Raw genomic sequence first — 25,349 nt, forward strand, 5'->3', positions numbered from 1 at the left:
GGGGTCTTACTTGAGGAGGTCCTCGATCTGCTTCTTGGCGTCGGCGAGGAGGGCGGCGGAGTCACCGCCGGCAACGGCTTTCTGCAGCATGGGCACCAGGACGGTGTCCACGATCTGCTGCCACTTCTCGGTGGCCGGACGGGTGGCCGTGGCTTCACCGTTCAGGGTGTCGATCAGCGGCTTGAAGCTCTCGTACCCTTCCTTGTCCTGGTACTTCTCGAAGGCGGAGATGCGGGAGGCCAGGCCCAGGCTGGACTCGACGCCCAGGCTGTTGTGGTCGTAGGCACACTGCACGAACTTCTTGGCCGCGTCCGTGTTCTTGGTGGCCTTGGGGACGGTGAGGTACCAGGGGCCCGGGACGCCTCCGATGCCGGCGGATCCGGCGATCATGGGGGCTGCACCCACCTTGCCCGCCACCGGGGAGTCCTTGGGGATCTGCCGGTAGGCGTGGGCCCAGAAGCGTGTCATGGCCGTCTGGCCCTGGTTGAACAGGTTCTGTGCCGCGGCCCAGTCCACCTGCGCTGCGCCGGCGGGTGCGTACTTGGCCAGTCCAACGTAGAAGTCCAGGGCTTCCTTGTGGGCGGCGTTGTCGATCACCACCTTGTCGCCGTCAAGGACCATGGGCGAACCGGCCTGCAGGACGTGGGCCAGCCATTCGGTTTCCACGCCGCCCTTGACGTCCGTGCCGTACATGCCGTCTTTGGTGAAGAACTCTGAGATGTCCTGGTACTGCTTCCACGTGGTGGGGGCAGCCAGTTCGTAGCCGTACTTGGCCTGGAAGCCGGCCTTGTTCTTTTCGTCCTCGAACAGGTCCTTGCGGTACAGGATGATTTCAGCGTTGGTCCAGGCGGGCAGGCCCACGAAGTGCCCGTCCACGTTGGCTTCCTTGACCAGGGCCGGGAAGATGTCCTTCTTCGCCTCGTCGGTGAAGATCTCGTCGATGGGCTGGAGGGCGTCCTTGAAGCTCGGCAGCCACACGGAGTCCAAGGCGGCGACGTCGAAGGAGACGTTGCCGGAGGAGAATTCGCTGGAGAGCCGGTTGAACATGCCGTCGTAGGGAAGTTCGACGAAGTTGACGTCTACGCCGGCGTCTTTCTTGCACTGCTCGGCTACGCCGGTCAGTTCGGCGTGGCCGCCAGCCTCGACGAGGACGTTGACGGTGCTGGTTCCGGAGCTTTGGGACGATGCGGCGGGGCCTCCTGCGCCGCATGCCGAAGCCGTCAGTGCGACGGCGGTGCAGATGCCGCCGACGGCGAGCCTGCTGATGTATTTACGAGTGGACATCGCTGTCGACTCACTTTCTCTTGAACGGAAATGGTGAGAATGCTTCAGCTGCTGACAAATCGTTTTGCCAAAACGACTTGGCATAAACTTAGAACCGCTTTGAAAGGGTGTCAAGGGATGCCTCCCAAGATTCACGCCGTGACTGTGGGGATGACGGTGACCCGCCTCCCACCTGCGGCGGAGGGCGGACACCTCTGCCCGCCGCTACGCCGACAGGGAACTTTTGCCCGGAACCATGCGTGATCTACTGCGGACGGTGTATAGCTAGAAGCTGACGCAGCACCATCACGCGCGCAGAGTACTCGCCGTGCAGCACTACCGGAAGGGACGGGGCCAGCCCCCGAACAGATGAAAGCTAAGAACTTCTTCAAGGGCCCGGGCATCTGGATCGTCGTTGTGGTCGGCCTGCTCCTGGTGGCTTTTGCAACGCTGGCTCCCGGCGGCGCCGCACGGATCGATACGGACAAGGGCCTGGAGCTGCTTGCCGGCAACGATGTCGAGCAGGCAAAGATCTTCGACGGTGAAAACCGCGTCGACCTGGTCCTGAAGGAGAACCTGGAGGTAGACGGCCAGGACAAAGGCAAGAACGTTCAGTTCTTCTTTGTGGATGCCCGCGCCGAAGCCGTGGTGGATGCCGTCAGCGACGCCAAGCCTGAACAGGGCTTCACCGACCAGCCCATCGAGAACAACTGGTTCTCCGGACTGCTTTCGCTCCTGATCCCGGTACTCCTGCTCGGCGCCCTCTTCTGGTTCCTGATGACCCGCATGCAGGGCGGCGGCTCCAAGATCATGCAGTTCGGCAAGTCCAAGGCCAAGATGGTCAGCAAGGACATGCCGCAGGTGACGTTCGCGGACGTGGCGGGTTCGGACGAGGCCGTGGAGGAACTCCAGGAGATCAAGGAGTTCCTCCAGGAACCGGCCAAGTTCCAGGCTCTCGGTGCCAAAATCCCCAAGGGCGTGCTGCTCTACGGCCCTCCGGGCACCGGCAAGACCCTGCTGGCCCGGGCTGTGGCCGGTGAAGCGGGCGTTCCGTTCTTCTCCATTTCCGGTTCGGACTTCGTGGAGATGTTCGTCGGTGTGGGTGCCTCCCGCGTCCGAGACCTGTTTGAGCAGGCCAAGGCCAACTCGCCGGCCATCATCTTCGTGGACGAAATCGACGCCGTCGGCCGGCACCGCGGCGCCGGCATCGGCGGCGGCAACGACGAACGCGAACAGACCCTGAACCAGCTCCTGGTGGAGATGGACGGCTTCGACGTCAAAACCAACGTCATCCTCATCGCCGCCACCAACCGCCCCGACGTGCTGGACCCCGCGCTGCTGCGTCCCGGCCGCTTCGACCGGCAGATCGGCGTGGAAGCCCCGGACCTGATTGGCCGCAACCAGATCCTGCAGGTGCACGCCAAGGGCAAGCCGATGGCGCCCGGAGTGGACCTCAAGGCCGTGGCCAAGAAGACCCCCGGCTACACCGGTGCCGACTTGGCAAACGTCCTGAACGAGGCCGCGCTGCTGACCGCCCGCTCCAACGCCAACCTGATCGACGACCGCGCGCTGGATGAAGCCATTGACCGCGTCATGGCCGGCCCGCAGAAACGCAGCCGCGTCATGAAGGAGCACGAACGCAAGATCACCGCGTACCACGAAGGCGGGCACGCCCTCGTCGCAGCCGCACTGCGGAACTCCGCCCCGGTCACCAAGATCACCATCCTTCCCCGTGGCCGCGCCCTGGGCTACACCATGGTGGTCCCGGACAACGACAAGTACTCCGTGACCCGCAACGAACTGCTTGACCAGATGGCCTACGCCATGGGGGGCCGAGTGGCCGAGGAGATCGTGTTCCACGACCCCTCCACCGGCGCGTCCAATGACATCGAAAAGGCCACCGGCACCGCGCGGAAGATGGTCACCGAATACGGCATGAGCGAACGCGTGGGCGCTGTCCGGCTGGGCCAGGGCGGCGGCGAACCGTTCCTGGGCCGCGACGCCGGCCACGAGCGCAACTACTCGGACCAGATCGCCTACGTAGTGGATGAGGAAGTCCGCCGCCTCATCGACCAGGCCCATGACGAGGCCTATGCCATTCTCACCGAGAACCGGGACGTCCTGGACCGGCTGGCCCTGGAACTGCTGGAACGCGAAACGCTGAACCAGGCCGAGATCGCCGACATCTTCAGGGACATCCGAAAGCGCGACTTCCGCGAGGTGTGGCTGTCCAAGGAGAGCCGCCCGGTCCAGATGGCGGGCCCCGTGGAGTCCCGCCAGGAAAGGGCGGAGCGGGAGGCCCAGGAGGAGGCAAAGAAGGCCCGCCTGGACGAGCCGCTGGACGCCCAGCCGCCGCACGCGCAGGGTGTTCCGGAGGACGCGCCATTCGATGGCGGCATCCCCGACTCGGGGCCCGACACCCATCACGGCTAAGCTTTTCCTGTGACCCACTTCGACGACGACGACGTTCCCTCCTCCGCCGGCTACCCGGCGCCGGGCGAATCCCACCCCGCAAAGCACCACAAAGTGGACCGCCCCCGAATTGAGGCCGCCGTCCGCGAGATCCTCCTGGCCATTGGCGAGGACCCTGACCGCGGCGGCCTGGTTGACACCCCGAAACGGGTGGCCAAGGCGTATGCAGAGGTCTTCGCCGGCCTGCACCTGGATCCGGCAGATGTCCTGGGAACCACGTTCGACCTGGACCACGAGGAACTGGTCCTGGTCAAGGACATCCCGTTCTATTCCACCTGTGAGCACCACTTGGTGCCGTTCCACGGGGTGGCGCACGTGGGCTACATTCCCTCGCATGACGGCAGGGTCACCGGGCTGAGCAAGCTGGCCCGGCTGGTGGACATCTATGCGCGCCGTCCGCAGGTGCAGGAGCGCCTCACCACTGAAATCGTCGAGGCGATGGTCCGCCACCTGCAGCCGCGGGGCGCCATTGTCGTTGTTGAATGCGAGCACATGTGCATGTCAATGCGCGGTATCCGCAAGCCCGGAGCCAAGACCGTCACCAGTGCGGTCCGCGGGCAGCTTCATGACCCGGCGACCCGCGCCGAAGCCATGAGCCTCATTCTCGGAAGGTAACCATCTGACCATGGATTCACTCGCTGCAGCCCCCGGCACGGGGCCCGCAACCTCGCCGCTGCCCATCCTGCGCAAACCGCGCCCGGCAGCGCGCTTCGAAGACCTGCCCATGGACCGCACCCTGGTCATGGGGATCCTGAACGTCACCCCTGACTCCTTCAGCGACGGCGGCAAGCACGCCACCGCGGACACCGCCATAGCGGCGGGGCTGCGGATGTTCTACGCCGGCGCGGACATCATCGACGTCGGCGGAGAGTCCACCCGGCCCGGCGCCGAGGACGTCAGCCCGGAAGAGGAGCAGCGCCGCGTCGTCCCGGTTATCGAAGCCCTGGTCAAGGCTGGCGCCCTGGTCAGCATCGACACTACGCACGCCTCCACCGCGGCCGCCGCCCTCGAAGCCGGCGCGGCCATCGTCAACGATGTTTCCGGCCTGACCATCGAACCGGAAATGGTTGAGCTCGTGGCCGCGAAGAAGGTCCCGTACATTCTCACCCACCGGCGCGGCGACGCCCGCACCATGAACTCGCTGGCCGAGTACACCGATGTTGCCGGCGAGGTAGTCGCCGAACTCTCCGGCGTCCGCGACAAGCTGTACGCGGCAGGCGTCACCCCCGATCAGCTCATCGTTGACCCCGGCCTGGGTTTCGCGAAGAACGACGACCAGAACTGGGAACTCCTGCAGAACCTGGACCAGCTGGCCGCCATGGGCCATCGGGTCCTGGTGGCAGCCTCCCGGAAGCGCTTCCTCGGCACCCTCCTGACCGTTTCGGGCAAGGCCGCTGCTCCGGAGGAACGCGATGGCGCCACGGCAGCCATCACCGCCATTTCCGCCGCGCGCGGCGCCTGGGCCGTGCGGGTGCACGACGTCGGGCCCAGCCTTGACGCTGTCAAGGTCGCCGGCCGCATGTCCCCGCCGCGCGCCGCCGTCTAAGCACGCGCCCATGGACAGGATTACGCTGACCGGTGTGACCGCCGTCGGGCATCACGGGGTGTTTGATTTTGAACGCCGCGAGGGCCAGCCTTTTGTTGTGGACGCAGTGCTGTACCTGGACTTCGCGAAGGCTGCGGAGTCCGACGATGTCCGCGACACCGCGCATTACGGCGAGGTGGCGCAGCGTATTACTGACTGGATCACGGGCGAGCCGCTGAACCTGATCGAAGGCCTGGCCGCGAAGATCGCCGAAAGTCTGCTGGCGGAATTCCGGCTGCGGGCGGTGGACGTCACCGTGCACAAGCCGCAGGCGCCCATCGAGGTTCCGTTCGGCGACGTCTCCGTGTCCGTGCACCGGGAACAGCGTGCCCAGGGGGAAGCGCCATGACCGCGGGGTACGTGAAGGCGGTCCTGGCCCTGGGCAGCAATCTTGGTGAGCGCAACGACACCCTCACCGGGGCTGTCGCGGACCTCGTGGACCCGCCGGAAGTTCGCCTGCTCGCGGTGTCCCCCGTGGTACAGACCAAAGCGGTGGGCGGCCCTCCCGGCCAGCCCGACTTCCTGAACATGGTGGTCACGGTGGAGACCAGCCTGACCCCCCTCGAGCTGCTGGCCCACTGTCAGGCAGTGGAGAACAAACATCACCGCGTGCGGGAGGTGCACTGGGGTCCGCGGACGCTGGATGTGGACATCGTCACCTACGGCGACATCACCAGCGACGATCCCGTCCTGACCCTGCCCCATCCGCGGGCAGCCGGGCGGGCGTTCGTGCTGTATCCCTGGTCGCTGATCGAGCCGGCAGCCACCCTGAATGGGGAACGCATCAGCGTCCTTGCCGCACAGGCCCCGGACTTCGGCGACCTGGCGCCCTTTGACGGGTTTGGCGACTTCGACGGCGTCCCCACGGCGGGAGCGGTGGAGGAACTATGAAACCGATCAACCCGCTGCGCCTCATCCTGATCGGGATCATCGTCGCCGTGGCCGGGTGGTCCGCCACGGTTCTGACCAGCCGCTACGGACTCGCCACGCCTGTCCTGCCAGCCACCGCGCTGGCCACCATGGCCGTGATCGTGGTGATCACCCTGGTCCTCGGGCTGAAAATCCTGCGGTGGCGCAACGCCAACAAGCCGGAGAGCAAGACCAAAAAAACGGTGCTGGACCCGCTCCTGGCGGCCCGCACCCTGGTCCTGGCACAGGCCTGCGCCTACGCGGGCGCTGTGCTCCTGGGCTGGCACGTGGGAATCTTCCTGGACCAGGTGCGGATCTGGAGCCTGAACACCAACCAGGGCATCATGTGGCTGGCGCTTGCCATGGCTGCCGGCGGCCTGGTGATGATCGGCGTCGGCCTGGTGGTGGAGCGGATCTGCAGGATTCCTCCCGAGGACGGCGACGCCACCGGGCTCGAGGGCAAGCCGAAACGGCATGTGCGGGGCGAGACCACCGGGGAGGGCGGCTATGCCTACGGAGGCGATTGATCCGCCGGGCATCACCTGGCAGCGGGTCTCGCCGAAGTACGTCACGGTCCGCGTCCTGCAGTGGGCGTTAGGCAACCTCGCCCTGGTGCTGCTGCTGTCCCTGCCACTGCTGTTCGTGCTGCTGGGCTGGTGGGACTGGCCGCCGCTGTGGCTCGTGGCCGCGGTGCCGGCTGTGTTTCTCGCGACAGCGGTCTGGAAGCTGCTGCTGATCCCGCGCCAGGTCCGGGCCATCGGCTACGCGGAACGCGACGACGACCTGCTGGTCCGTTCCGGCATCTTCTTCCAGCGCACCCTGGCCGTGCCATACGGCCGGATGCAGTACGTGGACATCGCGGTAGGTCCCGTGGAAAGCGGGCTCGGCCTGTGCACGCTGAAGCTCCACACGGCCGCGCCCGGCACCAACGCGCAGATTCCTGGCCTTCCTGCCGCGGAAGGAGCACGCCTGCGGGAGCAGCTCGCCGCCCGCGGCGAGGCCAGGCTGGCAGGGCTGTGACCGCTGGCAGCGGTGCGGCCCACAGTGGAGCCACTACCAGTGCGTCCGACGGCGAGTGGCTGCGCGTCCATCCCGCGTCGCCTTTTATCCGGGGCTGGCTGGCGCTGGCCGCGATCGGTTTCTTCTTCGGACGGGACTTCGTGGAGCGCGCACTGCAGGGCGGCCCCGTGTTCGAGGATGGTTTCGAAGGCCGGGCGCCGTGGCTGCTGGCCGGCGGCGGTACGGTCCTGCTTCTCGCGGTGCTCGGCTTCATCCTCACCTGGTACTTCACCCGGTACCAGGTGTCCGGAGGCTTTGTCCGGGTGAACACCGGTTTCATTTTCCGGCAGCAGCGCCAGGCCAGGCTGGACCGGGTCCAGGCGATCGATATCGAACAGCCCCTGCTCGCCCGGATCTTCGGCCTGGCCGAACTCAAGTTCGAGGTGGCCGACGCCGGCGAATCAGCGGTGCGGCTGTCCTACCTGAAGATTGCCGAGGCCCGGCAGCTCCGGGCCACCATTCTGGCCCGCGCGTCCGGGGCGCATCCCAGCGGCCACAGCGAAGCCGGCCCCGCGCCCGAGGCGCCCGAGCACCCGGTGCTGGCCGTGCCGCCGTCGCGCCTTGCAGGTTCGCTGCTGCTAAGCGAGCAGAGCGCACTGGTGTTCCTGGGCGCCGTGGCGTCCATGATGCTGTCCGCGCTGACGGAAAACCAGGGTTTCTACCTCTACCTCATCCCCGCCGCACTCGGGCTGGGGGCCAGCTATTGGCGCTTGTTCAACAAGGGCTACAACTTCACGGCGGCAGTTTCGCCGGACGGGATCAGGCTGCGCTACGGACTGCTGGACACCCAGGCGCAGACGCTGCCGCCGGGACGGATCCAGGCACTGAGGATTGTGCAGTCGCCGCTGTGGCGGGCCCTGGGCTGGTATCGGATGCAGGTGAACGTGGCCGGCTATGGCGCGGCAGACAACGCCGGTGAGGGTTCCTCCCGGACCACGCTGCTGCCGGTCGGGCCGTTGGACCACGTCCTGGCCATGCTCGCCCTGGTGCTGCCGGATCCCGGAACGCCGCGGGCGGTGGAGGTTTTCGGGGCCGGACTGGCGGGGCTCGATTCCGACGGCGGTTTCGTCACCACGCCGCGGCGGGCCAGGTTCCTGGCGCCGTTCGGTTGGCGGCGGAACGGCTTCACGGCCACGGACACGGCGCTGCTGATCCGTTCGGGGCGCTGGTGGCGGGAGCTGGTGGTGGTCCCGCACCAGCGCACGCAGTCGATCGCGCTGCAGCAGGGCCCGCTTGCGCGCCGGTTCCGCGTGGCGGACCTGGTGCTGCACACCACCGCGGGGCCGGTTTCGCCCCGGCTGGTGCAGGCCGGCGTGGAGCAGGCGCGGGCCCTGTTTGACCAGCAGTCTGCCCGGGCCCGGCTGGCGCGGAAGCGCCAAACCACGGAGCAGTGGCTGGCGCAGGTGACACCGCCCGAATCCCCTTTGAACCCTTTGCAGGAAGGCCCGCAACATGGCTAAACCGGGACGCCTCGGCGTCGGAATCGTTGGTGCTGGGAAGGTGGGCGCCGTCCTCGGTGCCGCCCTGCGCGCGGCGGAACACGCCGTCGTCGGGGTTTCCGCAGTGTCCGAGGCGAGCCGCGAACGGGCGGAAGCGCTGCTCCCGGGAGTCCCCGTCCTGGACGTGCGGGACATCGTGGAACGCGCGGAGCTGGTGCTCCTGGCCGTCCCCGACGACGCCCTGCCCGAGCTGGTGGACGGGCTCGCCAAGCTCGGCGCCTGGCAGCCCGGCCAACTGGTTGCGCACACGTCAGGACGCTTCGGCGTGGGCGTGCTGCACCCGGTGCGGGCGGCCGGGGCGGTGCCGCTGGCCCTGCATCCCGCCATGACCTTTACGGGAATGAGCCTGGACCTGACGCGGCTGCTTGACTGCACCTTCGGTGTCACCGCGGACGCCGCCATGCTGCCCATCGCCCAGGCGCTGGTGGTGGAGATGGGCGCCGAACCCGTCGCCATCGCCGAAGCGGACCGCACCCTTTACCACGCAGCCCTGGCACATGGTTCGAACCACCTGGTCACCCTGGTGGCGCAGGCATCGCAGCTGCTGCGGGAGGTGGGCGTCGAGCAGCCCGAGCGGATGCTGGGGCCGCTGTTGCGGGCCACGCTGGAGAACGCGCTCGCCTCGGGGGAGTCCGCGCTGACCGGCCCGGTGGCGCGCGGAGACGTGGGAACCGTAGCCGCGCATGCGGCGGCTTTGCGGGAGTACGACGCCGGCGGGCAAGGTGACATCCTCGAGGCGTACCTTGCGATGGCGCGCGCCACGGCCCGCCGCGCCGAGGGGCGCGGCCTGCTGAAGAAGGACCAGATGAACGGCCTGAACGAGGCCCTTGACGGTAAGGACGATTGATGCCCATCCGCCTCGCCACCACCGTGGCTGACCTCCGCGCCCAGGGTACCGCGCTCCTGGGCTCCCGGCAGGGAACCTCCCAGGGGCTGGTGCCCACCATGGGCGCACTCCACGAGGGCCATGCCGCCCTGGCGCGCACCGCCGTCGAACAGAATGACGTGGTGGTGGCCACCATCTTCGTGAACCCGCTGCAGTTCGGCGACGCCGTGGACCTGGGCCGGTACCCGCGCACGCTCGAGGCGGACCTGGAACTGCTGGAGGCGCAGGGCGTGGACCTGGTGTTCGCGCCCGCGGTGGAGGAGGTGTACCCGGGCGGTGAACCCCTGGTCCGGGTCACCTCCGGCAGGCTGGGGGAAAAGTGGGAAGGCGCCTCCCGGCCCGGGCACTTCGACGGGGCGCTCACCGTGGTGGCCAAGCTGCTGCACTATGGGCTTCCCGCGGCCGGGCTGCCTGACGGATCCGGGCTGCCGGCCTACCGGGCGTACTTCGGGCAGAAGGACGCCCAGCAGCTGGCGCTGGTACGCCGGATGGCAGCCGACCTGAGCTTCCCGGTGGAGATCGTGGGTGTTCCCACGGTCCGGTCTTCCGAGGGATTGGCCCTGTCCAGCCGCAACCGCTTCCTGTCCGACGCCGAGCGCGACGCCGCGCTGGTCCTTTCCCGGGCGCTGCGGCTGCTTGAGTCACGCGCAGCAGCGCGGGAGCCGCTGGACCTGGATTCCGCCGTGGCCATGGTGGAGTCCCAGCCGCTGGTGGAGCTGGACTACTTCGACGTGGTGGATCCGGTGACGCTGGAGCCGCTGGCCGAAAACTGCCGGGACACCCCGTTCCGCGGCGAGGCGCTGGCGCTGATCGCGGCCAGGGTGGGCCCGGTGCGGCTGATCGACAACGTGCCGCTGAGTTCATAGCGGCTGAGCATGGAAGAGGGCGCCGTCCCAAGGGGAAGGCGCCCTGATCCGTGCTCCGGCTTCGCGTGCTTAGCGCCCGGTTTCCTGCTTCGACTTGTACAGCTCAGGCCGGGCAAGCGACAGCGAACGTTCCTGCTGGCGCTCCAACCCGGTGAGGCTCAAGTCCAGATCGGCACGAAGGATGGCGTCGCCGTGGCCCGCCGAAGCGAGGACATGGCCCCGCGGGTCGGTGATCAGGGAGTGGCCGCAGAAGCCGTTTCCGTTGAGGTTGGCAGCGACCACGAAGATCTGGTTGTCCTGCGCCCGCGCCCTGGAGCGGAGGGTCAGCAGGTGATCGTAACCGTCGCCCACCGCCGAAGGGATGACGATGATCTGGGCCCCCTCCATGGCGAGGGTGGTGGCGATTGCCGGGAAGGCATGCTCAAAGCAGATCTGCGGCCCGAGGAGGCCGGCCGGGGTGGGCACCACGAACAGTTCGTTGCCGGGCTTGAACCGGTCGAACTCCGTGGGGAACAGGTGGCTCTTGCGGTAGGGCACGGCGTCGCCCGCGGGCGTCACCGTCACAGCCGTGTCGTAGAGGTTGCCGTCCTCACCCCTCTCCAGCAGGCCGACGACGACGGTGAAGTCCTTCTCCGCCGCGATTTCCTTGGTCATCTCGACAGTGGGACCGTCAAGCGGCTCACTGAGCTGCGCACCAATCTCATCGATCATCTTGAGGTCGTAGCCGGAGATGAACAGTTCCGGGGTGACCACCAGGTCGGCGTCGCCCAGGCCAAGCAAGGCATCGCGGTATGCGGCGCGGTTGCCCTCCAGGTCGCCGTTGGGCAGTTCCAGCTGGATGACAGCCGCCCGGACGCTCTGGCCGGATGGTGGGTTCATGGGTCTAACCTTTCACTGCGCCGGCGTAGAGCCCGCGGACGTAATAGCGGTTGAGCAGTGCAAAAAGCAGCAGCGGGGGGATGATGGCGAGGATGGAGCCTGAGGAAATCAGGTCATCCTGGTTCAGCTGGGGCGCCTGGAGGTTTGCCAGGCCAACGGTCAGCGGCCGGTGGTCACTGTCAAGCAGCGTCAGGCCCATCAGGAGGTCGTTCCAGACAAACACGAAGTCGATGATGATGAATGACACGATGCCGGGGACCGCCAGGGGGAGGGCGATCCGCCTGAACGCGTCGAATTCGCTGGCGCCGTCGATCCGTGCCGATTCGAGCACCTCTTCGGGGATTTGGGAGAAGAACCCGATGAGCATGAACAGTGCCCAGCCGGCGCCGAAGGCGGTGTGCACCAGGGCGATGCCCAGGAACTGCGCCGGTCCCTCATTCAGGTTGAGGGTCCGGAACCACGGCACCAGCGGGATCAGGATGATCTGTACCGGAACGATCATGGTGGTGATCAGCAGGAAGTACAGGAGGCCCTTGAAGCGGAACTTCATCCGGGCGAAGGCGTAGGCCGCCGACGTTCCCAGAACTACCGTCAGGGCCACTGAACTGACCGAGATGATGAAGCTGTTGAAGGTGTAGGTCGACAGCCCTTCCCGCCAGGCCCGTCCGTAGTTCTCCAGCGTGGCCGTGGAGAAGTCGGCGCGCCACCAGCCGGCACCGCTCTGGTCGAGCGGAAGGATGGAAATCATGGCAGCGGTGGCCACGGGCACCAGCCACAGGATGCTGGCAACGGTCAGGATGCCGTAAAGGGCAAACACAGCCCATTTACTTTGCCTCATTGCTGTTCCTTCAGGGTTGCGCGGATGTAGGGGAGCGAGATGGCAATCATGAAGACCGACATGAGTACGGCAATGGCCGCAGCGAGCCCGCCCTGGGGGGTGTCCAGGTACTGGAACACCTGGCGCCACAGCAGCATGGCAAGCACTTCTGTGTCCTTTGCCGGACCGCCGGCGGTGGTGACCAGGACGATGTCGAATGTCCGCAGCGCGAAGATCACGCTGACCACTGCCACCACCACGATGGAAGGACGGAGGCTGGGGATCACCACGTGGCGGATCAGCTGGGACTGCTTGGCCCCGTCCACGCGGGCCGCGTCAAGCAGTTCACTCGGTACCGAGGTCAGGCCCGCCGTGAAGGTGATGACGCCGAAGCCTGCGAAAGCCCAGACGGCCGGAATGATCACAAACAGGTTGGCAAGGCGCAGGTCCATCGAGCCCAAGTGCAGGACGCCGGGGTTGGAAAGCCACTGGCCAGCGTGAAGTTCAAGCGGGCCCCATGTGAAGGAAGCGTCCTCAAGGCCGAAAAGGGCCAGGAAGGCGTTCAGTACTCCCTTGTTGGGATCGGGATTGTAAATGAAGGACCAGATGATGCCGGCGGCCGAAAGGGAGATGGTCATCGGCAGGATGAAGATGCTCCGGAATATTCCCGAACCCCGCCGGGCATTCCATACCAGGAGGGCGAGGGGAAATGACACCGCCAGGACGAGCGTAGGGAAAACGACCAGCCAGATGGCGCTGTTCAGGGCCGCATTCCAGAAATCAGCACTGGTGAGGGTCGAAGAGTAGTTTTCCAGGCCAACGTATTCCCAGTCTGCCGGGGCATTGATCTGCCAGGGGTTGAGCATGCCCCAGGTGAAAAGGCTGGAGGTCACTGTGCTGAACGCGGGCCACAGGTAGAAGCCAAGGAAAACGAGCAGGATGGGACCGATAAAGAGGTAAGGCGTGAGCGCGGAACGGCCCGGCTTTCCCGGTCGGCGGCCGGCCGGGGCCTTCTTGCGGAAGACCCCGGCCCCCTTTTGCACGCTCGTCGTGTCTTCTTTGGGGATGACAGTCACAATTATCCGTTCGAGCGGGTGTCGGCTGTCTTCATGGTTTCGATGAAGGCATCTGCGTCCTGGGAGCGCACCAGTTCAACAAGGGCGTTGCGGTACTTGCTCTGCAGCTCGCCGCCGATCCAGTCGTCCAGGTCGTAGCCGGCCCGACCGGCAGCATCCTTCGGCCAGAGCTCAGCCGCGGCCTTGTCGTTGGGCGTGGGGTAGACGCTGGCCGGAACCTTCATGTTGGGGGCGATGTAGCCGCCCTTCTTTGCCCAGATGGTCTGGGCGTCAACGGATCCCAGGTACTCCAGGAATGCCATGGTTGCCACGGGGTTCTTGGACTTCTTGGCTCCGACAAAGAGGTCGCCACTGACAGCCTGTGCCGGCTTTTCGGTTCCCTCGAAGGCGGGCAGGGTGAAGAAGCTGTAATCGGTACCCGGCTTGAGCTTGGAGTCGCAGGAGGGGACGATTCCGTTGACGAATGCGCCGTTATTGGCGAACGCGTTCTTTCCGGTCACCCAGCCGCAGGTCTCGTCGGAGAAGCCCGTATCCAGGGCGTTCTTGGGCCAGTAGTTGCGGATCATGTCCGCAAGCACCTTGACGCCCTTGGCGATGTCCGCGTCGTCCCAGCCGATTTCACCGCGTGCCAGCTGGTTGAACTTCTCCTCGCCCGCCACGTTCAGGAGGATGGGGTCCATCCACTGGGTGGGAACCCAGACATCCTTGGCGCCGACGCTGAAGGGAGCCTGCCCGGTGGCCTTGTACTTGTCCAGCGTGGCGGTCAGTTCCGACCAGGTTGCCGGCGGGGCGGTCAGACCCAGTGACTTCGCCTTCGCGGTGGTATGCCAGATCAGGCCGTTGACGTTGCCCTTGACGTAGACCGCCTCGGTCTTGTCCTCGGCTCCAGCCGCAATTGCGCGCAGGGAATCGTTGTATTCGCCGTTCTTGATCCATTCATCCCACAGGCTGTCCACCTCCATGAGGAGGCCCTGCTTGGAAAGCTGGCGCACCATGCCGGGCAGCGCCACGGCGGCATCCGGTGGGCTGCCTGCGGCGAACTGCTGGGTCAGGACCGACTGTGTCTGGTCGAACGGTACGCTGTCCACCTTCACGGAGACGTCGGGGTACTTTGCCTCGAAGCCCTCCACCATGGCTCCGAAGGCCTCCGCCTCGGGTCCGCTCCAGTTGGACAGGACGCGGATTTCGCCCGTGGGCGGGCCATCGGTCTTGGTGGACTCGGATCCCGTGCCGCACCCAGTGGCGCCAAAGCCAAGGGCGAGCGTTGCAAAGGCGGCAACAGCTGCGCGGCGCACTCGTAAGTTGATCATCTGTATCTCCGTTGAAGCAGTGGTATTTGTCATTCCGTAGTGACAAATATGAGGTCGCTCACGTGCTGATGTCAAGGCCCAACGGAAGATCGGATGAGGATGATGGAAATTTTGGGGGTTTCGCCGGGGTTGGGGGAGGGCTACTTAGCCGCTACGGGCAGGCCAGTGATCGCCGAGATCAGTTCGGCGGTGTACTCGCTCGCCGCTGCGGGGCTGATCCGGTCCAGGATGATGTCTGCCAGCAGCTTCTGCAGCTGCTGCGAAACGCGGTCGTAGGACGGCACGGCCGGGCGGACCACGGCTCCCTCAAGCATCGCTGCCGACTTTCCCAGCAGCGACTCGTCATCGGACACCAGCGGAACTACCGACGTCCGCGTGGGTATCTGTCCCGTAGAGCGCGCCATGCGGGCCTGCGCGTCCGCGGAAAGGAGAGCCCGGATCACGTGAAGGGCGAGGTCCGGCCGCTTGCCTTGCCGGAAGATCCCCAGGGCCATGCCGCCGGCCAGGTTGGCCCGGCTGTCCGAGGGGCCGGCGGGCATCGGGATGAACCCGAACCGGCGCCATGCGCTTTCCTGGTCCAGGCCAGCCGCTCCGGCAAGGGCCGGCAACTCGTAGCTGCCTGCCAGGGCAAAGGCGGCCTGGCCCCGGGCTAGGAGTTGGACGGGGCGCTCACGGGCAAAGTCGACGGACTCCTTCGCGATGGCGCCCTGGGCCACCAGTTCCTGGAGATACTCCAGTGTCTGCACCAGCCGGTCCCGGTCCGGAAGGACGCCGGCCGGCCCAATGATGCGCGCCCCATTAGACGCAAGGAGGGCCAGGAGGCAATACGTTGCGGCCTCGCCGGCCGCCGGTCCGCCAGGCAGGACCAGGGGCGGCGCGGCGTCCTTGCCGGCGAGCAGGTTGCACGCGGCTGCGAGTTCGGCCCAGGTGTCGGGCGGGGCGATTCCGGCAGCGGCCAGGGTTTCCCGGTCGAACCACAGGCCGGCCACGTCGGCTTCGAGCTGGACTGCCACGGAGGCGCCGTCCACAGCTTGGGAGGCGACGAACACCTGGGCAAAAAGCTTTCGGTACTGGTCCCGGGCCCAGCCGGAATCGATGTCATCGATCCTTCGGAAATAGCCGGCGGTAGCGAATTCGGGGACCCATACGGAGTCGACCAGGGCGATGTCCGGAGCCTCGCCGCTGGCCACGGCCTCGGTCAGGTGGTCGTGGAGGTCGCCCAGCGGCACCACGGTCAGCGAGAGTGCGACGTCGGTGGGGGTCTCGGCGCGGATCAGCTTGGCCCAGGGACCCTCAGGCACCACAGCAGTCAGTTCGCGGACGCCGGCATGCTTTTCGAGCCATTCGGGCGCCACGAATGTGCCCCGCCGTCGATGCCGGACCACCACTCCTTCCGCCGCGAGTGCGGCGAGGGCGCGATGCACCGGGGTCCGGCTCAGCCCATAGGTGGCGCACAACTCCGACTCGGTGGGCAGCTGCCCATCGGCTCCGTAGCGTCCGCTCAGGATCAGCTGAATCAGGTGGGCCTTCAACTGTTCGTAGACAGGAATGGGTCGACTCGGATCGACGGCAGGCCGTTCGGCGGCCATGTGGAACTTCCTTACTCGCAATGATTTCGACGGCGCCAGCAGGCACCCTCCGCCTAAACATCTTTACATCGACCTGGGCTGGTCGGGCGTCTATTGGCGCCAAAGGATTGACAGTGCCCAGCTTTTGTCTGATGCTTATACGAAAGTTTACGGCGGAGGCTTCGCTACGGCTTCGCCGCTCCTTTCCCCGAGGCTTACCGCGCCCGATACCCTTTCTCAGCCCTTTGGAGGCTCCCGTGTCCGAACTGAATGTGACCCCGCAAGAGATCCGTGGCGCCGCAATCGAAGTGCTCCGCGCCAACGACCTGGGCACCATGACCAGCGCAGCGCCCAACCTCTACCCGCACATGTGGAGCTGGGACGCGGCCTTCGTCGCCATCGGACTGGCACGGGTCAGCGTTCCCCGCGCCATTACCGAGATGCGGACCCTCCTCGGCGCCCAGTGGTCAACGGGCATGATCCCGCACATTGTGTTCAGCGCCAACGACACCGATTACTTTCCGGGCTTTGACCGGTGGGGAACGGAAAGTGCTGCTGCCCGCCCCGAAGGCGTCAAGACCAGCGGGATTTGCCAGCCGCCTGTCCACGTGATCGCGGTGCGGCATATCCTGGACCGCGGCCGCGAAAACGGCGGTACGGACCAGGTAGCGGCCGAGGCTTTTGTACGTGAGTCCTTTGACGGCTGGCTCGCCTGGCACCGCTGGCTCGCCGACGTCCGCGACCCGGACCGGGTGGGACTTATCGAAATCCACCATGGCTGGGAATCCGGTTTCGACAACTCGCCGCGCTGGGACGGGCCCTACGCAGCCATCCAGCCCGGCGCCGTCGAGCCGTTCGTCCGGCGGGACACCGCCCATGTTGCCGACGTCAGCGAACGCCCGGACGATTCCGAATACACCAAATATCTGTGGCTGGTCCAGCAGATGGCATCCGTCCGCTTCGATGACAGAGCTGTGCAGGAGATCGTTGACTTCCGCGTCCGCGACGTGTTCTTCTCGGCCATCATGGCAGCCTCCACCGAGGTCCTGGCCGGTCTTGCCCAGGAGCTGGGTCGCGAGGAAGCGCAGGAGCTGCGTGACCTTGCCGAGCGTTTCCGCGCCGGTGTGGCAGCGACGGTGGACCCGCATACAGGACTTGCCCGCGACTTCGACGTCCTGGCCGGACGCTGGATTGGCACCGAAACCGTTTCGGGCTTCGCCCCGCTGGTGGCCGGTGGGGACGAAGGCCTGCTGTCCCGGCAACGTGAGATGCTGCAGGGCCCTGACTGGATGGGCTTCCCGGGCCTTCGTTTCCCGCTGCCTCCCTCCACCTCGCCGGCCAGCGCCGCGTTCCGCCCCCGTACCTATTGGCGGGGACCGGTATGGCCCTTCCTGAACCTCCTGCTGGGCTGGGCCTGCGGCCGCGACGGCCAAGCAGAACTGGAGGAAAAGCTGCGTAGCACATCGCTTCGGCAGCTTTCGGACCTGCAGTTCGGCGAATACTATGAGCCGTTCACCGGCGAACCCCTTGGCAGCCTGGCCCAGGCGTGGACTGCCGCGGCGGCCCTCGAATGGCTGGCCGGATCCACCGACGGCCGGCCTGCCGCCTCATGAGCACGGTCCTGATTGCCTGCGACAAGTTCAAGGGAAGCCTGACCGCGCCCGAGGTATGTGACGCCGTGGCGGAGGGAATCCGGGCGGTCCGGCCGGGGGCCAACGTCATCCCGATGCCCATCGCTGACGGCGGTGACGGCACGGTGGCTGCCGCCGTCAGTGCCGGATACCGGCACATCACCGCGTCGGTCACCGGCCCGTCCGGCCAGCCTGTCTCCGCCGGCTTCGCGCTCCATCCGGACGGCGGGACCGCTGTCATCGAAATGGCCCAGGCATCCGGCCTGCTGCAGCTGGCGGGCGGCATTCCCGACCCGTTGGGTGCGACAAGTTATGGCACGGGCGAGCTGGTCGCAGCCGCGCTCGACGCCGGGGCCCGCCGGCTAGTCCTCGCGGTGGGCGGCAGTGCCTCCACCGACGGCGGCGCAGGCTTCCTCCAGGCCCTCGGCGCCCGCCTCACCGCTGGTGACGGGACCGCTGTTGCCCGCGGGGGAGGGGCGCTGGATACCCTCGCGTCCGTGGACTTCACCTCACTGGATCCCCGCCTTGCCGGCTGCGAAATCGTCCTGGCGTCCGACGTCGACAATCCCCTTCTGGGGCACGACGGCGCGGCTTCGGTTTACGGTCCCCAGAAGGGCGCAGGCGCCGAGGAGGTGGAGATCCTCGAAGAAGGCCTGGCACACCTGGTCAGGGTGATGGAAGCGCAGGGGGTGCTGGCCGGCATGGCCGCCTTCCCGGGTTCGGGTGCCGCCGGTGGCATCGGTTACGCCGCCCTGGCGGTGCTCGGAGCCACGAGGCAGCCCGGAATCGACGTAGTCATGGACATCACCGGCTACCGCGAAACCGTCGCTGCCCTGGGTGCCGGGGACCTCGTGGTGACGGGCGAAGGGTCGCTTGACCTGCAGACCCTGAGCGGCAAGGCCGTGGCCGGGCTCGCGGCTGTTGCCCGCGACGCCGGTGTTCCCGTGACGGCCGTCTGCGGCCAGGGATCGCTTACCACGGAGCAGTTGGACACACTGGGCATCCAGGGTTCGTTCCGCCTCACTGACCTTGAACCCGACACGGCACGCTGCATGTCCGAGGCAGCAGCATTGCTGACCGCGGTGGGCCACCACGTAGGCAATACCCTGGCGGCTGAACGGGTCATGACATGACCGTCGCCGGCCCGGCGATACTTCGGCCCGCTTCCGGTGCGGCTTCGGCCCGGACGGTCATCGGGCTGGACATCGGAGGCTCCAAAACCCATGGCATCCGCATCGTCGGCGACAGCATCATGGCTGACCGGCTAGCGGGCAGCGCCAATGTCCAGAATGTAAGCCGCGAAACCGCTTCCCGCCATTTGGGCGTCTTGCTTGGTTCGCTCGGCGCCGCTGATGCGGGCCGCGTCTACGTCGGGGCGGGCGGCGTGGACACCGAGGAAGACAAGGACGAGCTGCGCAGGCTTATCGCGCCGTACGCGCCTCACGCGGCGGTGACCATCGTTCATGACACCCGGCTGATCCTTGCGGCAGCACACGTGCGCACGGGCATCGCCGTCATTGCCGGAACGGGCTCTGCTGTCTGGGGAGTCGACGGGCAGGGCACTGAGGTGCGTGCCGGTGGCTGGGGCTACCTCCTGGGTGATGAGGGAAGCGGATACTGGCTCGGCCGGGAAGCCGTCCGGCACAGCCTCCGGCGCTACGACCTCGGGCTGCCGGTGGATGAACTGACCGGCGCCCTGCTTGCAGATTGCGGCCTTAGCTCGCCCGAAAGCCTGATCCGCCATTTCCATGGTGATACGGACAGGACCTACTGGGCCGCGAAGGCCCGGCTGGTCTTCGAGTCCGCGGACCGCGGCCACGCCGCCAGTGAGCGGATGGTTGCGCGGGCGGCGGAGAGCCTGGCCGAGCAGGTAGTGCAGGTCTCGCTTCGGCTCATGAACCCAGGACCGGTGGTGCTGGGAGGCGGTGTCGGCCTGAACCAGCCGGCGCTGGGCAGGGCGTTCACCGGCTATCTGGCCGCCCACGGGATCACTGACGTCAGGACCCTTGAGAACGATCCGGTATTCGGCGTCTCCTACCTTTCCCGGGAAGAATCGACGTTGTGACGGTCGAACGAACACCTGCCAGCCTGGGCGGCGCAACGTCCCATGGGCACCTGCTGAACCTGATCCGTTCGGCGGACGGACTTTCCCGCCAGCAACTCCTGGCTGAGACGGGCATGTCCCGAGCCACCCTTTACGAACGGCTGGAAGCCCTCCTCCGGCGCGGGTGGATCTACGAGGGCGAGGCGTTGGAGGCAACCGGCGGGCGCCGGTCCCGGAAGATCCGTTTCGATAGCCGCGGCAGGGTAGTCCTTGCCTTGGCGCTGGGCCAGACCCACGCAACAGTGGCGGTAGTGGACACGGACGGCTCGGAACTACGGTCCACCACCATCACCCATGACATCGGCGGGCCCGCCGGAGAGGTTCTGGGAAGGCTGACAGATGCAGGAGAGACGCTGCTCGCACAGGGCACCGGCGAAGTGCTGGTGGGCGTCGGCGTCAGCGTCCCCGCCCCCGTTGACGTGGCAAGCGGACACGTGGTGCATCCCACCACCCTTCCCGGCTGGCAGCCGGACGCCATAGTCGAGGCGGTCTCGCAGGCGTGGTCCGTGCCCCTGGTGGTGGAAAACGATGCCCGCGCGGCGGCGCTAGGCGAGTGGGAGGCGGGCCGGGGAACGCTGGTCTACGTCAAAGTGGGCACTGGCATCGGCTGTGGCATTGTGGTGGACGGCGAGATTCTCCGCGGAGCCCACGGCGCCGCCGGAGATATCGGCCACATCAGGATCACTGACGACGGTCCGCGCTGCCGGTGCGGTCGAAACGGCTGCCTGGCCGCCTACAGTTCAGGGCGTGCCATCGCCGACCGGCTCGCCGCGGAAGGCCTCTCCGATGTCGACGCCATCCGGCAGGCGGCCCTGGACGGGGGAAAGAGTTCGCTGGAGGCCCTCACACAGGCAGCGGAGGTGCTGGGCCGGGCGCTCGCCGCGACCATCACCACAATCAACCCTGACAGGCTCGTCCTGGGCGGCAGGATCGGCGCGCTTCCGGTCTTGGTGGACAACGTGCGCAGCCGTGTTTTCGCCGATGTGGTGGAGCGGATCGCAGACGGCCTCGTGGTGGAAGCCGGAGACCCCGACGACCGCACTGCCATCGCGGGGCTTGCAGCGCTTGTCATGCGGAAGGTCTACGACCCGGCGGCCATCGACCGCGCGCTGACCCCGTCCGCTCAATAGGCGGAAGTTCGAGGGGCGGTGGTTGAGGAGCGGACCACCAGCCGGGCTTCGATGATTTCATCCGCCGGGCCAGCCGCGCCCGTTCCGTCTTCCACGAGCGACAGCAGGCGTTCCACGGCCCGGGAGCCCTGGGCGTGGGCCTGCTGGTCGATGGTGGTCAGGCCCAGGATCTCACCCATCTCGTGGCCGTCAACGCCGATCACGGACAGATCGGCCGGGATCCGGAGCCCCAGGTCCCGCGCCGCGAGCATTGCGCCGGCGGCCATCTCGTCAGAAGCGCAGAAAATGGCGGTGGGCCGCTCGTCGGGATCGGCCAGCAGGTGCTTGGCCTGCCGGTATGCATCGTTCATGGAATAGTCCGCGGCCAGGTTCCACGCCGGGCGGACGGGCAGGCCGGCGTCGGCCATGGCAGCCTCGTACCCGGCGCGGCGGCCGCCGGAGATCTTGAAGTGCCCGCCAAATTCCTGCTCGCCGCCCAGATGCGCCACGCGGGTGTGGCCCAGCCCCAGCAGGTGCCCGGTGGCCCGCCGTCCTACCGCTTCGTCGTCGATCCTAATGGTGGGGATCCCGGGGAGGGGCCCGCCCACCCCCACCACCGGGATCCCGGCCGAGAGGATCTGCTGCGTCTCGTGATCGTTGAGCTGCAGGGACACGGCGATGACGCCGTCCAGCCGCTTGCGGAGCAGGAAGTCGCCCAGGACGGACTCGCGGTACCGGTCGCCCTGGAAGTCGTAAAGCGTCAGGTCATAGCCGGCATCCATGAGCGCGGAGTTGGTACCCTCCAGCAGCGTGGAGAAGTACCAGCGGTTCACGAACGGCAGGACCACCCCGACGTTGTGGCTCCGCCCGCTGGCAAGGCTCGAAGCGTGGTAGGACATGACGAAGTCCAGCTCACGGGCCGCGGCGGTCACGGCCAGCCTGGCCCGCTCGGAAACGCTGCCTTTGCCGCTCAGGGCGCGGGATGCCGTCGCCTGTGAAACCCCTGCCAGCCGGGCCACATCCTTTATTCCTGCCACTGACCCCTGCTGTTCCCCTTGGTTACATGCGCAGCCAGATGCACTGCGCAGGACCAAGCTTACGCTGGGCCGCTCCTTCGCTGTCGGTGGCCAGGAGGACCTCGAGGTCCGGCAGTTCAACCGCAGCGGCACCCATGTTCATCATCACCAGGATGCCGTTATTAACGAACGCGATGCACTCGGGACCAGCCGCGCCGTCCAGCCAGTCCAGGGAGCCTGCGCCCAGTCCTAATTCACGCCGCAGTCCCAGGGCGCGGCGGTACAGGGCAAGGACGGAGGACGGATCCGCCGCCTGCACGTCGCGGGCGAGGGAGCCCCAGCCGTCGGGTTGCGGGAGCCACGAGGAGCCCGTGAGGTTAAAGCCTGCGGCCGGGGCGGCCGCTTCCCAGGGGAGGGGCACGCGGCAGCCGTCCCGGCCAATCCGCTCACCCGCAGTCCGACGGTACGTGGGGTCCTGCCGGAAGGTGTGGTCCATCGTGGTGTGGTCCGGAAGCCCCAGCTCCTCACCCTGGTACAGGTACACGCCGCCGGGAAGCGCCAGCATCAGCATGGATGCAGCCGCCGCCCGGCGCAGCCCCAGCCCGGTATCCGGCTGGGGATCCTCCACGCCCAGGCCGTCACCCGGGCGGGCGGCCGGCTCCACGATGCCGAACCGCGTAGCGTGCCGGACCACGTCATGGTTGGACAGCACCCAGGTGGTGGGAGCGCCCACGGAATCGAACATCCGCAGCGAGCTTTCAATCACCGACCGCAGCCGCTCCGCGTCCCACGGCGTGCCGAGGTAGGCGAAGTTGAACGCCTGGTGCATCTGGTCCGGCAGCACCCAGTTGGTCAGCCGGGACAGCGGGTCGATGCTGGCTTCGGCGCAGAGGATGCGCTCGCCGTCGAACTCCGCCAGCACCTTGCGCCACTCCCGGTAGATGTCGTGGATCTCGGGCTGACCGAACATCGGCGCGAGGTGGCCGGGGTGCTCTTCGGTGCTGACGCCGTCGGGCCGCCCGTGCCAGTCCGGGAGCCCCTGCGCCTTGATCAGGGCGTGCGCCACGTCCACCCGGAAGCCCGCCACGCCGCGGCTGAGCCAGAACCGCAGGATCCGCTTGAACTCGTCATGCACGGCCGGGTTGTCCCAGTTGAAGTCCGGCTGGGAGGAGTCGAACAGGTGGACGTACCACTGGCCGGGTTCGCCGGTGGGTTCCTCGATGCGGGTCCAGGCCGGTCCGCCGAAATGCGACTGCCAGTTGTTCGGCGGCAGTTCACCGTGTTCCCCGCGTCCGTCGCGGAACACGAACATCTCCCGCTCGGGGCTGCCGGGGCCTGCGGCCAGGGCGGCTTGGAACAGTGCGTGATCGGACGAACAGTGGTTGGGGACCAGGTCGATGATGGCTTTGACGCCCAGCGAGTCCGCCCGCGCCACCAGCGCATCGAAGTCCGCGAGGGTGCCGAACATCGGGTCCACATCGCAGTAATCGGCCACATCGTAGCCGCCGTCACGCTGCGGCGAGACGTAGAACGGCGACAGCCACACAGCGTCCACTCCCAGATCCGCGAGGTGGTGCAGTTCGGCGGTGATACCAGGCAGGTCGCCCTCGCCGTCGCCGTTCAGGTCGCGGAACGAGCGCGGATAGACCTGGTAAATCACCGAGGAACGCCACCACTCGGAGCCTTCGTCGGCGGGGTGGACGGGGACCAGCTGCGCGGCGGAAAAGCCGGGCGCGGCGGGGGCGAGCGTGTTTGTCATCCGGTCATCCTAAGGGGTTAGACACATGAAATGGAACGGCTTCCAGTTAAGTATGACGCGGAAAACGCAAAGCTAAATCACGATGTAGACGCATAGTTTGGAATCGCTTACAGTTGTGACTTGTCTCACCCGTGCCGGACCGGCCTCGCCGCCGTCGTCCGTCAGCCGCGGTTACCACCAACGGGCAGATGCCCACGTACGAAGGAGGCGCGCCGGTGCGCACATCTATCAAGCCCTTGGCCCGCAAGGCCCGTCTAACGCTCACGACGGCGGCAGCCGTCTCCGTCATGCTCCTCGCCTCAGGGTGCTCCGGCAGCCAGGCCCCGGCCGGCAATGCCTCCGGCGCGCCGGCTGAAAGCGCTTCCGCCGCCCCCGCCGCAAGCGGCGCCCCGGAGCGCAGCGACGCCGACCTGGTCATCTGGGCCAACGGCCCGGTCGTCCAGGCGCTGCAGCCCATCGCGGACAAGTTCGGCGAGGAGAACGGCATCACGGTGGAGGTCCAGACGGTGGCCACCGAACTGCAGACCAACTTCGTCACGGCCAATGCCTCCGGCAATGGCCCGGACATCGTGATGGGCGCGCACGACTGGATCGGCAACCTGGTCCAGAACGGCGCCATCGATCCCGTCCAGATCACCGCGGAGCAGAAGAAGGAATTCCTCCCCGTGGCCACGGACGCCGTCACCTACAACGGCCAGACCTACGGCATGCCGGCCTCCGTCGAGTCCTTGGTCCTCATCCGGAACAAGGCGCTCGCTCCCAAGGAACCCGCCACGTTCGAGGAACTCCTGGCCGCCGGTGAAGCGGCAGTCACCGCCGGCAAGGCCGAACGGGCGCTGAACCTGCAGGTGGGCCCCAAGGGTGACGCCTACTTCATGCAGCCCCTCTACTCCTCCGCGGGTGGCTACCTGTTCGGCAAGAAGGCCGACGGCAGCTTCGACCCCTCGGACCTGGGCGTGGGCAAGGAAGGCTCCATCGCCGCGGCCAAGAAGATCGCGGCGCTCGGCGAAAAGGGCTCCCGGATCCTGAGCACGTCCGTCAGTTCGGACAACTCGATCGCCCTCTTCAACCAGGGCAAGACCGCCTTCATGGTCAACGGCCCCTGGGCCCTCGGCGACGTGAAGAAGGCCGGCATCGACTACGCCATCAGCCCCGTTCCCGGCTTCGCCGGCATGAAGCCCGCCCAGCCCTTCACCGGCGTGCAGTCCTTCTACGTCGCCTCCAAGGGCAAGAACAAGTCCTTCGCAGAAACCTTCGTCCAGGCCGTCGCCTCCCAGAAGGAAACCCAGCGCGCCCTCTACGAGGCCGTGTTCATTCCCCCGGCCAACGCATCCCTGATCGAGGAAGTAGCCAAGAACAGCCCGGAGACAAAGATCGCCGCTGATGCGGCCGCCGTCGGAATTCCCATGCCTGCCCTGCCGCAGATGGCTGCCGTGTGGGCGCCGCTGGGCCAGGCTGAGGCCGCCATCGCCGGCGGTGCGGACCCCACTGCGACCATGACGCAGGCCGGCAAGACCATCGCCGGTGCGCTGAAGTAACGC

23 protein-coding genes are annotated in these 25,349 nt (G+C 67.0%); 15 read left to right on the forward strand and 8 right to left on the reverse strand.

Annotated features, from left to right (window positions below; translation table 11 throughout):
- Positions 1 to 6: 6 nt before the first annotated feature.
- Positions 7 to 1,284: an ABC transporter substrate-binding protein gene (locus ACIQC0_RS03830; protein WP_400532742.1), complete on the reverse strand. Its 1,278-nt coding sequence runs from the start codon at positions 1,282 to 1,284 to the stop codon at positions 7 to 9.
- Between the two features lie 348 nt (positions 1,285 to 1,632).
- On the opposite strand from ACIQC0_RS03830, the gene ftsH reads away from it, so the two are divergent.
- From ftsH to panC, 10 genes are read left to right on the forward strand one after another with little or no spacing between them, the layout of a single operon-like run.
- Positions 1,633 to 3,696: an ATP-dependent zinc metalloprotease FtsH gene (gene ftsH, locus ACIQC0_RS03835; protein WP_377216494.1), complete on the forward strand. Its 2,064-nt coding sequence runs from the start codon at positions 1,633 to 1,635 to the stop codon at positions 3,694 to 3,696.
- A gap of 9 nt (positions 3,697 to 3,705) precedes the next feature.
- Complete coding sequence (gene folE / locus ACIQC0_RS03840) at positions 3,706 to 4,350, forward strand: GTP cyclohydrolase I FolE (RefSeq protein ID WP_400532745.1); 645 nt, start codon at positions 3,706 to 3,708, stop codon at positions 4,348 to 4,350.
- Positions 4,351 to 4,360: 10 nt separating this feature from the next.
- On the forward strand, positions 4,361 to 5,281 hold the full coding sequence (gene folP, locus ACIQC0_RS03845) for a dihydropteroate synthase (RefSeq protein WP_400532747.1): 921 nt from the start codon (positions 4,361 to 4,363) through the stop codon (positions 5,279 to 5,281).
- Between the two features lie 10 nt (positions 5,282 to 5,291).
- Entirely contained in the window at positions 5,292 to 5,669 is a 378-nt protein-coding gene (gene folB / locus ACIQC0_RS03850) for a dihydroneopterin aldolase (RefSeq protein WP_400532749.1), read from the forward strand.
- Positions 5,666 to 6,211 (forward strand): 2-amino-4-hydroxy-6-hydroxymethyldihydropteridine diphosphokinase, encoded by a 546-nt coding sequence (folK, locus tag ACIQC0_RS03855; RefSeq protein ID WP_400532751.1) that lies wholly within the window; start codon positions 5,666 to 5,668, stop codon positions 6,209 to 6,211. The genes folB and folK overlap by 4 nt, the downstream gene beginning before the upstream one ends.
- Positions 6,208 to 6,756, forward strand: a complete 549-nt coding sequence (locus ACIQC0_RS03860; RefSeq protein ID WP_377216499.1) for a DUF3180 domain-containing protein — start codon at positions 6,208 to 6,210, stop codon at positions 6,754 to 6,756. Before folK ends, ACIQC0_RS03860 begins: the two co-directional genes overlap by 4 nt.
- A complete protein-coding gene (locus tag ACIQC0_RS03865) occupies positions 6,737 to 7,249 on the forward strand; it encodes a PH domain-containing protein (protein WP_377216500.1) in 513 nt (170 codons plus the stop codon). Before ACIQC0_RS03860 ends, ACIQC0_RS03865 begins: the two co-directional genes overlap by 20 nt.
- Complete coding sequence (locus tag ACIQC0_RS03870) at positions 7,246 to 8,748, forward strand: PH domain-containing protein (RefSeq protein WP_400532753.1); 1,503 nt, start codon at positions 7,246 to 7,248, stop codon at positions 8,746 to 8,748. Before ACIQC0_RS03865 ends, ACIQC0_RS03870 begins: the two co-directional genes overlap by 4 nt.
- The gene (locus tag ACIQC0_RS03875; protein ID WP_377216502.1) at positions 8,741 to 9,634 is read left to right on the forward strand and encodes a Rossmann-like and DUF2520 domain-containing protein; all 894 of its coding nucleotides are present in this window, start codon (positions 8,741 to 8,743) and stop codon (positions 9,632 to 9,634) included. Before ACIQC0_RS03870 ends, ACIQC0_RS03875 begins: the two co-directional genes overlap by 8 nt.
- The gene (gene panC / locus ACIQC0_RS03880) at positions 9,634 to 10,539 is read left to right on the forward strand and encodes a pantoate--beta-alanine ligase (RefSeq protein WP_400532755.1); all 906 of its coding nucleotides are present in this window, start codon (positions 9,634 to 9,636) and stop codon (positions 10,537 to 10,539) included. The genes ACIQC0_RS03875 and panC overlap by 1 nt, the downstream gene beginning before the upstream one ends.
- A gap of 69 nt (positions 10,540 to 10,608) precedes the next feature.
- On the opposite strand, the gene ACIQC0_RS03885 is transcribed toward panC, so the two are convergent.
- The 5 genes from ACIQC0_RS03885 to ACIQC0_RS03905 all read right to left on the reverse strand — a co-directional run bounded on the left by ACIQC0_RS03885 (position 10,609) and on the right by ACIQC0_RS03905 (position 16,210).
- A complete protein-coding gene (locus ACIQC0_RS03885) occupies positions 10,609 to 11,418 on the reverse strand; it encodes a carbon-nitrogen hydrolase family protein (protein ID WP_377216504.1) in 810 nt (269 codons plus the stop codon).
- A gap of 4 nt (positions 11,419 to 11,422) precedes the next feature.
- Positions 11,423 to 12,256, reverse strand: coding sequence for a carbohydrate ABC transporter permease (locus tag ACIQC0_RS03890; RefSeq protein ID WP_377216505.1), 834 nt, complete (start codon positions 12,254 to 12,256; stop codon positions 11,423 to 11,425).
- Positions 12,253 to 13,311, reverse strand: a complete 1,059-nt coding sequence (locus ACIQC0_RS03895; protein ID WP_377216506.1) for a carbohydrate ABC transporter permease — start codon at positions 13,309 to 13,311, stop codon at positions 12,253 to 12,255. Before ACIQC0_RS03895 ends, ACIQC0_RS03890 begins: the two co-directional genes overlap by 4 nt.
- Before the next feature lie 2 nt (positions 13,312 to 13,313).
- Positions 13,314 to 14,621 carry an extracellular solute-binding protein gene (locus tag ACIQC0_RS03900; RefSeq protein WP_400532758.1) on the reverse strand — a complete coding sequence of 436 codons (1,308 nt, stop codon included), beginning with the start codon at positions 14,619 to 14,621 and terminating at the stop codon, positions 13,314 to 13,316.
- Between the two features lie 140 nt (positions 14,622 to 14,761).
- Positions 14,762 to 16,210 carry an extracellular solute-binding protein gene (locus ACIQC0_RS03905; protein WP_400532760.1) on the reverse strand — a complete coding sequence of 483 codons (1,449 nt, stop codon included), beginning with the start codon at positions 16,208 to 16,210 and terminating at the stop codon, positions 14,762 to 14,764.
- Between the two features lie 236 nt (positions 16,211 to 16,446).
- Here ACIQC0_RS03905 and ACIQC0_RS03910 point away from each other — a divergent pair, with 236 nt between their 5' ends.
- Genes ACIQC0_RS03910 through ACIQC0_RS03925 form a run of 4 tightly spaced genes read left to right on the forward strand, consistent with a single transcriptional unit; the run spans position 16,447 to position 21,054 of the window.
- Entirely contained in the window at positions 16,447 to 17,802 is a 1,356-nt protein-coding gene (locus ACIQC0_RS03910; protein WP_400532762.1) for an MGH1-like glycoside hydrolase domain-containing protein, read from the forward strand.
- Positions 17,799 to 18,953 (forward strand): glycerate kinase, encoded by a 1,155-nt coding sequence (locus tag ACIQC0_RS03915; protein ID WP_400532764.1) that lies wholly within the window; start codon positions 17,799 to 17,801, stop codon positions 18,951 to 18,953. Before ACIQC0_RS03910 ends, ACIQC0_RS03915 begins: the two co-directional genes overlap by 4 nt.
- Positions 18,950 to 19,885: an N-acetylglucosamine kinase gene (locus tag ACIQC0_RS03920; RefSeq protein ID WP_400532766.1), complete on the forward strand. Its 936-nt coding sequence runs from the start codon at positions 18,950 to 18,952 to the stop codon at positions 19,883 to 19,885. The genes ACIQC0_RS03915 and ACIQC0_RS03920 overlap by 4 nt, the downstream gene beginning before the upstream one ends.
- Positions 19,882 to 21,054, forward strand: coding sequence for an ROK family transcriptional regulator (locus ACIQC0_RS03925; protein ID WP_400532768.1), 1,173 nt, complete (start codon positions 19,882 to 19,884; stop codon positions 21,052 to 21,054). Before ACIQC0_RS03920 ends, ACIQC0_RS03925 begins: the two co-directional genes overlap by 4 nt.
- On the opposite strand, the gene ACIQC0_RS03930 is transcribed toward ACIQC0_RS03925, so the two are convergent.
- Together ACIQC0_RS03930 and ACIQC0_RS03935 are read right to left on the reverse strand one after the other, a co-directional pair.
- Positions 21,048 to 22,070, reverse strand: a complete 1,023-nt coding sequence (locus ACIQC0_RS03930; RefSeq protein WP_377216513.1) for a LacI family DNA-binding transcriptional regulator — start codon at positions 22,068 to 22,070, stop codon at positions 21,048 to 21,050. The two genes, ACIQC0_RS03925 and ACIQC0_RS03930, sit on opposite strands and share 7 nt — an antisense overlap.
- A gap of 22 nt (positions 22,071 to 22,092) precedes the next feature.
- On the reverse strand, positions 22,093 to 23,808 hold the full coding sequence (locus tag ACIQC0_RS03935; protein ID WP_400532770.1) for an alpha-amylase family glycosyl hydrolase: 1,716 nt from the start codon (positions 23,806 to 23,808) through the stop codon (positions 22,093 to 22,095).
- 215 nt (positions 23,809 to 24,023) lie between these two features.
- On the opposite strand from ACIQC0_RS03935, the gene ACIQC0_RS03940 reads away from it, so the two are divergent.
- Complete coding sequence (locus ACIQC0_RS03940; RefSeq protein WP_400532772.1) at positions 24,024 to 25,346, forward strand: extracellular solute-binding protein; 1,323 nt, start codon at positions 24,024 to 24,026, stop codon at positions 25,344 to 25,346.
- The last annotated feature ends 3 nt before the right edge of the window (positions 25,347 to 25,349 follow it).

Source organism: Pseudarthrobacter sp. NPDC092419, from assembly GCF_044755045.1.
Lineage (GTDB): Bacteria > Actinomycetota > Actinomycetes > Actinomycetales > Micrococcaceae > Arthrobacter.

Coding starts and splice junctions, on each gene's coding strand:
- ACIQC0_RS03900 (WP_400532758.1), bottom strand. CDS start 14,621: ATGATCAACTTACGAGTGCGCCGCGCAGCTGTTGCCGCCTTTGCAACG.
- ACIQC0_RS03860 (WP_377216499.1), top strand. CDS start 6,208: ATGAAACCGATCAACCCGCTGCGCCTCATCCTGATCGGGATCATCGTC.
- ftsH (WP_377216494.1), top strand. CDS start 1,633: ATGAAAGCTAAGAACTTCTTCAAGGGCCCGGGCATCTGGATCGTCGTT.
- folP (WP_400532747.1), top strand. CDS start 4,361: ATGGATTCACTCGCTGCAGCCCCCGGCACGGGGCCCGCAACCTCGCCG.
- ACIQC0_RS03935 (WP_400532770.1), bottom strand. CDS start 23,808: ATGACAAACACGCTCGCCCCCGCCGCGCCCGGCTTTTCCGCCGCGCAG.
- ACIQC0_RS03865 (WP_377216500.1), top strand. CDS start 6,737: ATGCCTACGGAGGCGATTGATCCGCCGGGCATCACCTGGCAGCGGGTC.
- ACIQC0_RS03830 (WP_400532742.1), bottom strand. CDS start 1,284: ATGTCCACTCGTAAATACATCAGCAGGCTCGCCGTCGGCGGCATCTGC.
- folB (WP_400532749.1), top strand. CDS start 5,292: ATGGACAGGATTACGCTGACCGGTGTGACCGCCGTCGGGCATCACGGG.
- ACIQC0_RS03875 (WP_377216502.1), top strand. CDS start 8,741: ATGGCTAAACCGGGACGCCTCGGCGTCGGAATCGTTGGTGCTGGGAAG.
- panC (WP_400532755.1), top strand. CDS start 9,634: ATGCCCATCCGCCTCGCCACCACCGTGGCTGACCTCCGCGCCCAGGGT.
- ACIQC0_RS03885 (WP_377216504.1), bottom strand. CDS start 11,418: ATGAACCCACCATCCGGCCAGAGCGTCCGGGCGGCTGTCATCCAGCTG.
- ACIQC0_RS03920 (WP_400532766.1), top strand. CDS start 18,950: ATGACCGTCGCCGGCCCGGCGATACTTCGGCCCGCTTCCGGTGCGGCT.
- ACIQC0_RS03905 (WP_400532760.1), bottom strand. CDS start 16,210: ATGGCCGCCGAACGGCCTGCCGTCGATCCGAGTCGACCCATTCCTGTC.
- ACIQC0_RS03915 (WP_400532764.1), top strand. CDS start 17,799: ATGAGCACGGTCCTGATTGCCTGCGACAAGTTCAAGGGAAGCCTGACC.
- folK (WP_400532751.1), top strand. CDS start 5,666: ATGACCGCGGGGTACGTGAAGGCGGTCCTGGCCCTGGGCAGCAATCTT.
- ACIQC0_RS03890 (WP_377216505.1), bottom strand. CDS start 12,256: ATGAGGCAAAGTAAATGGGCTGTGTTTGCCCTTTACGGCATCCTGACC.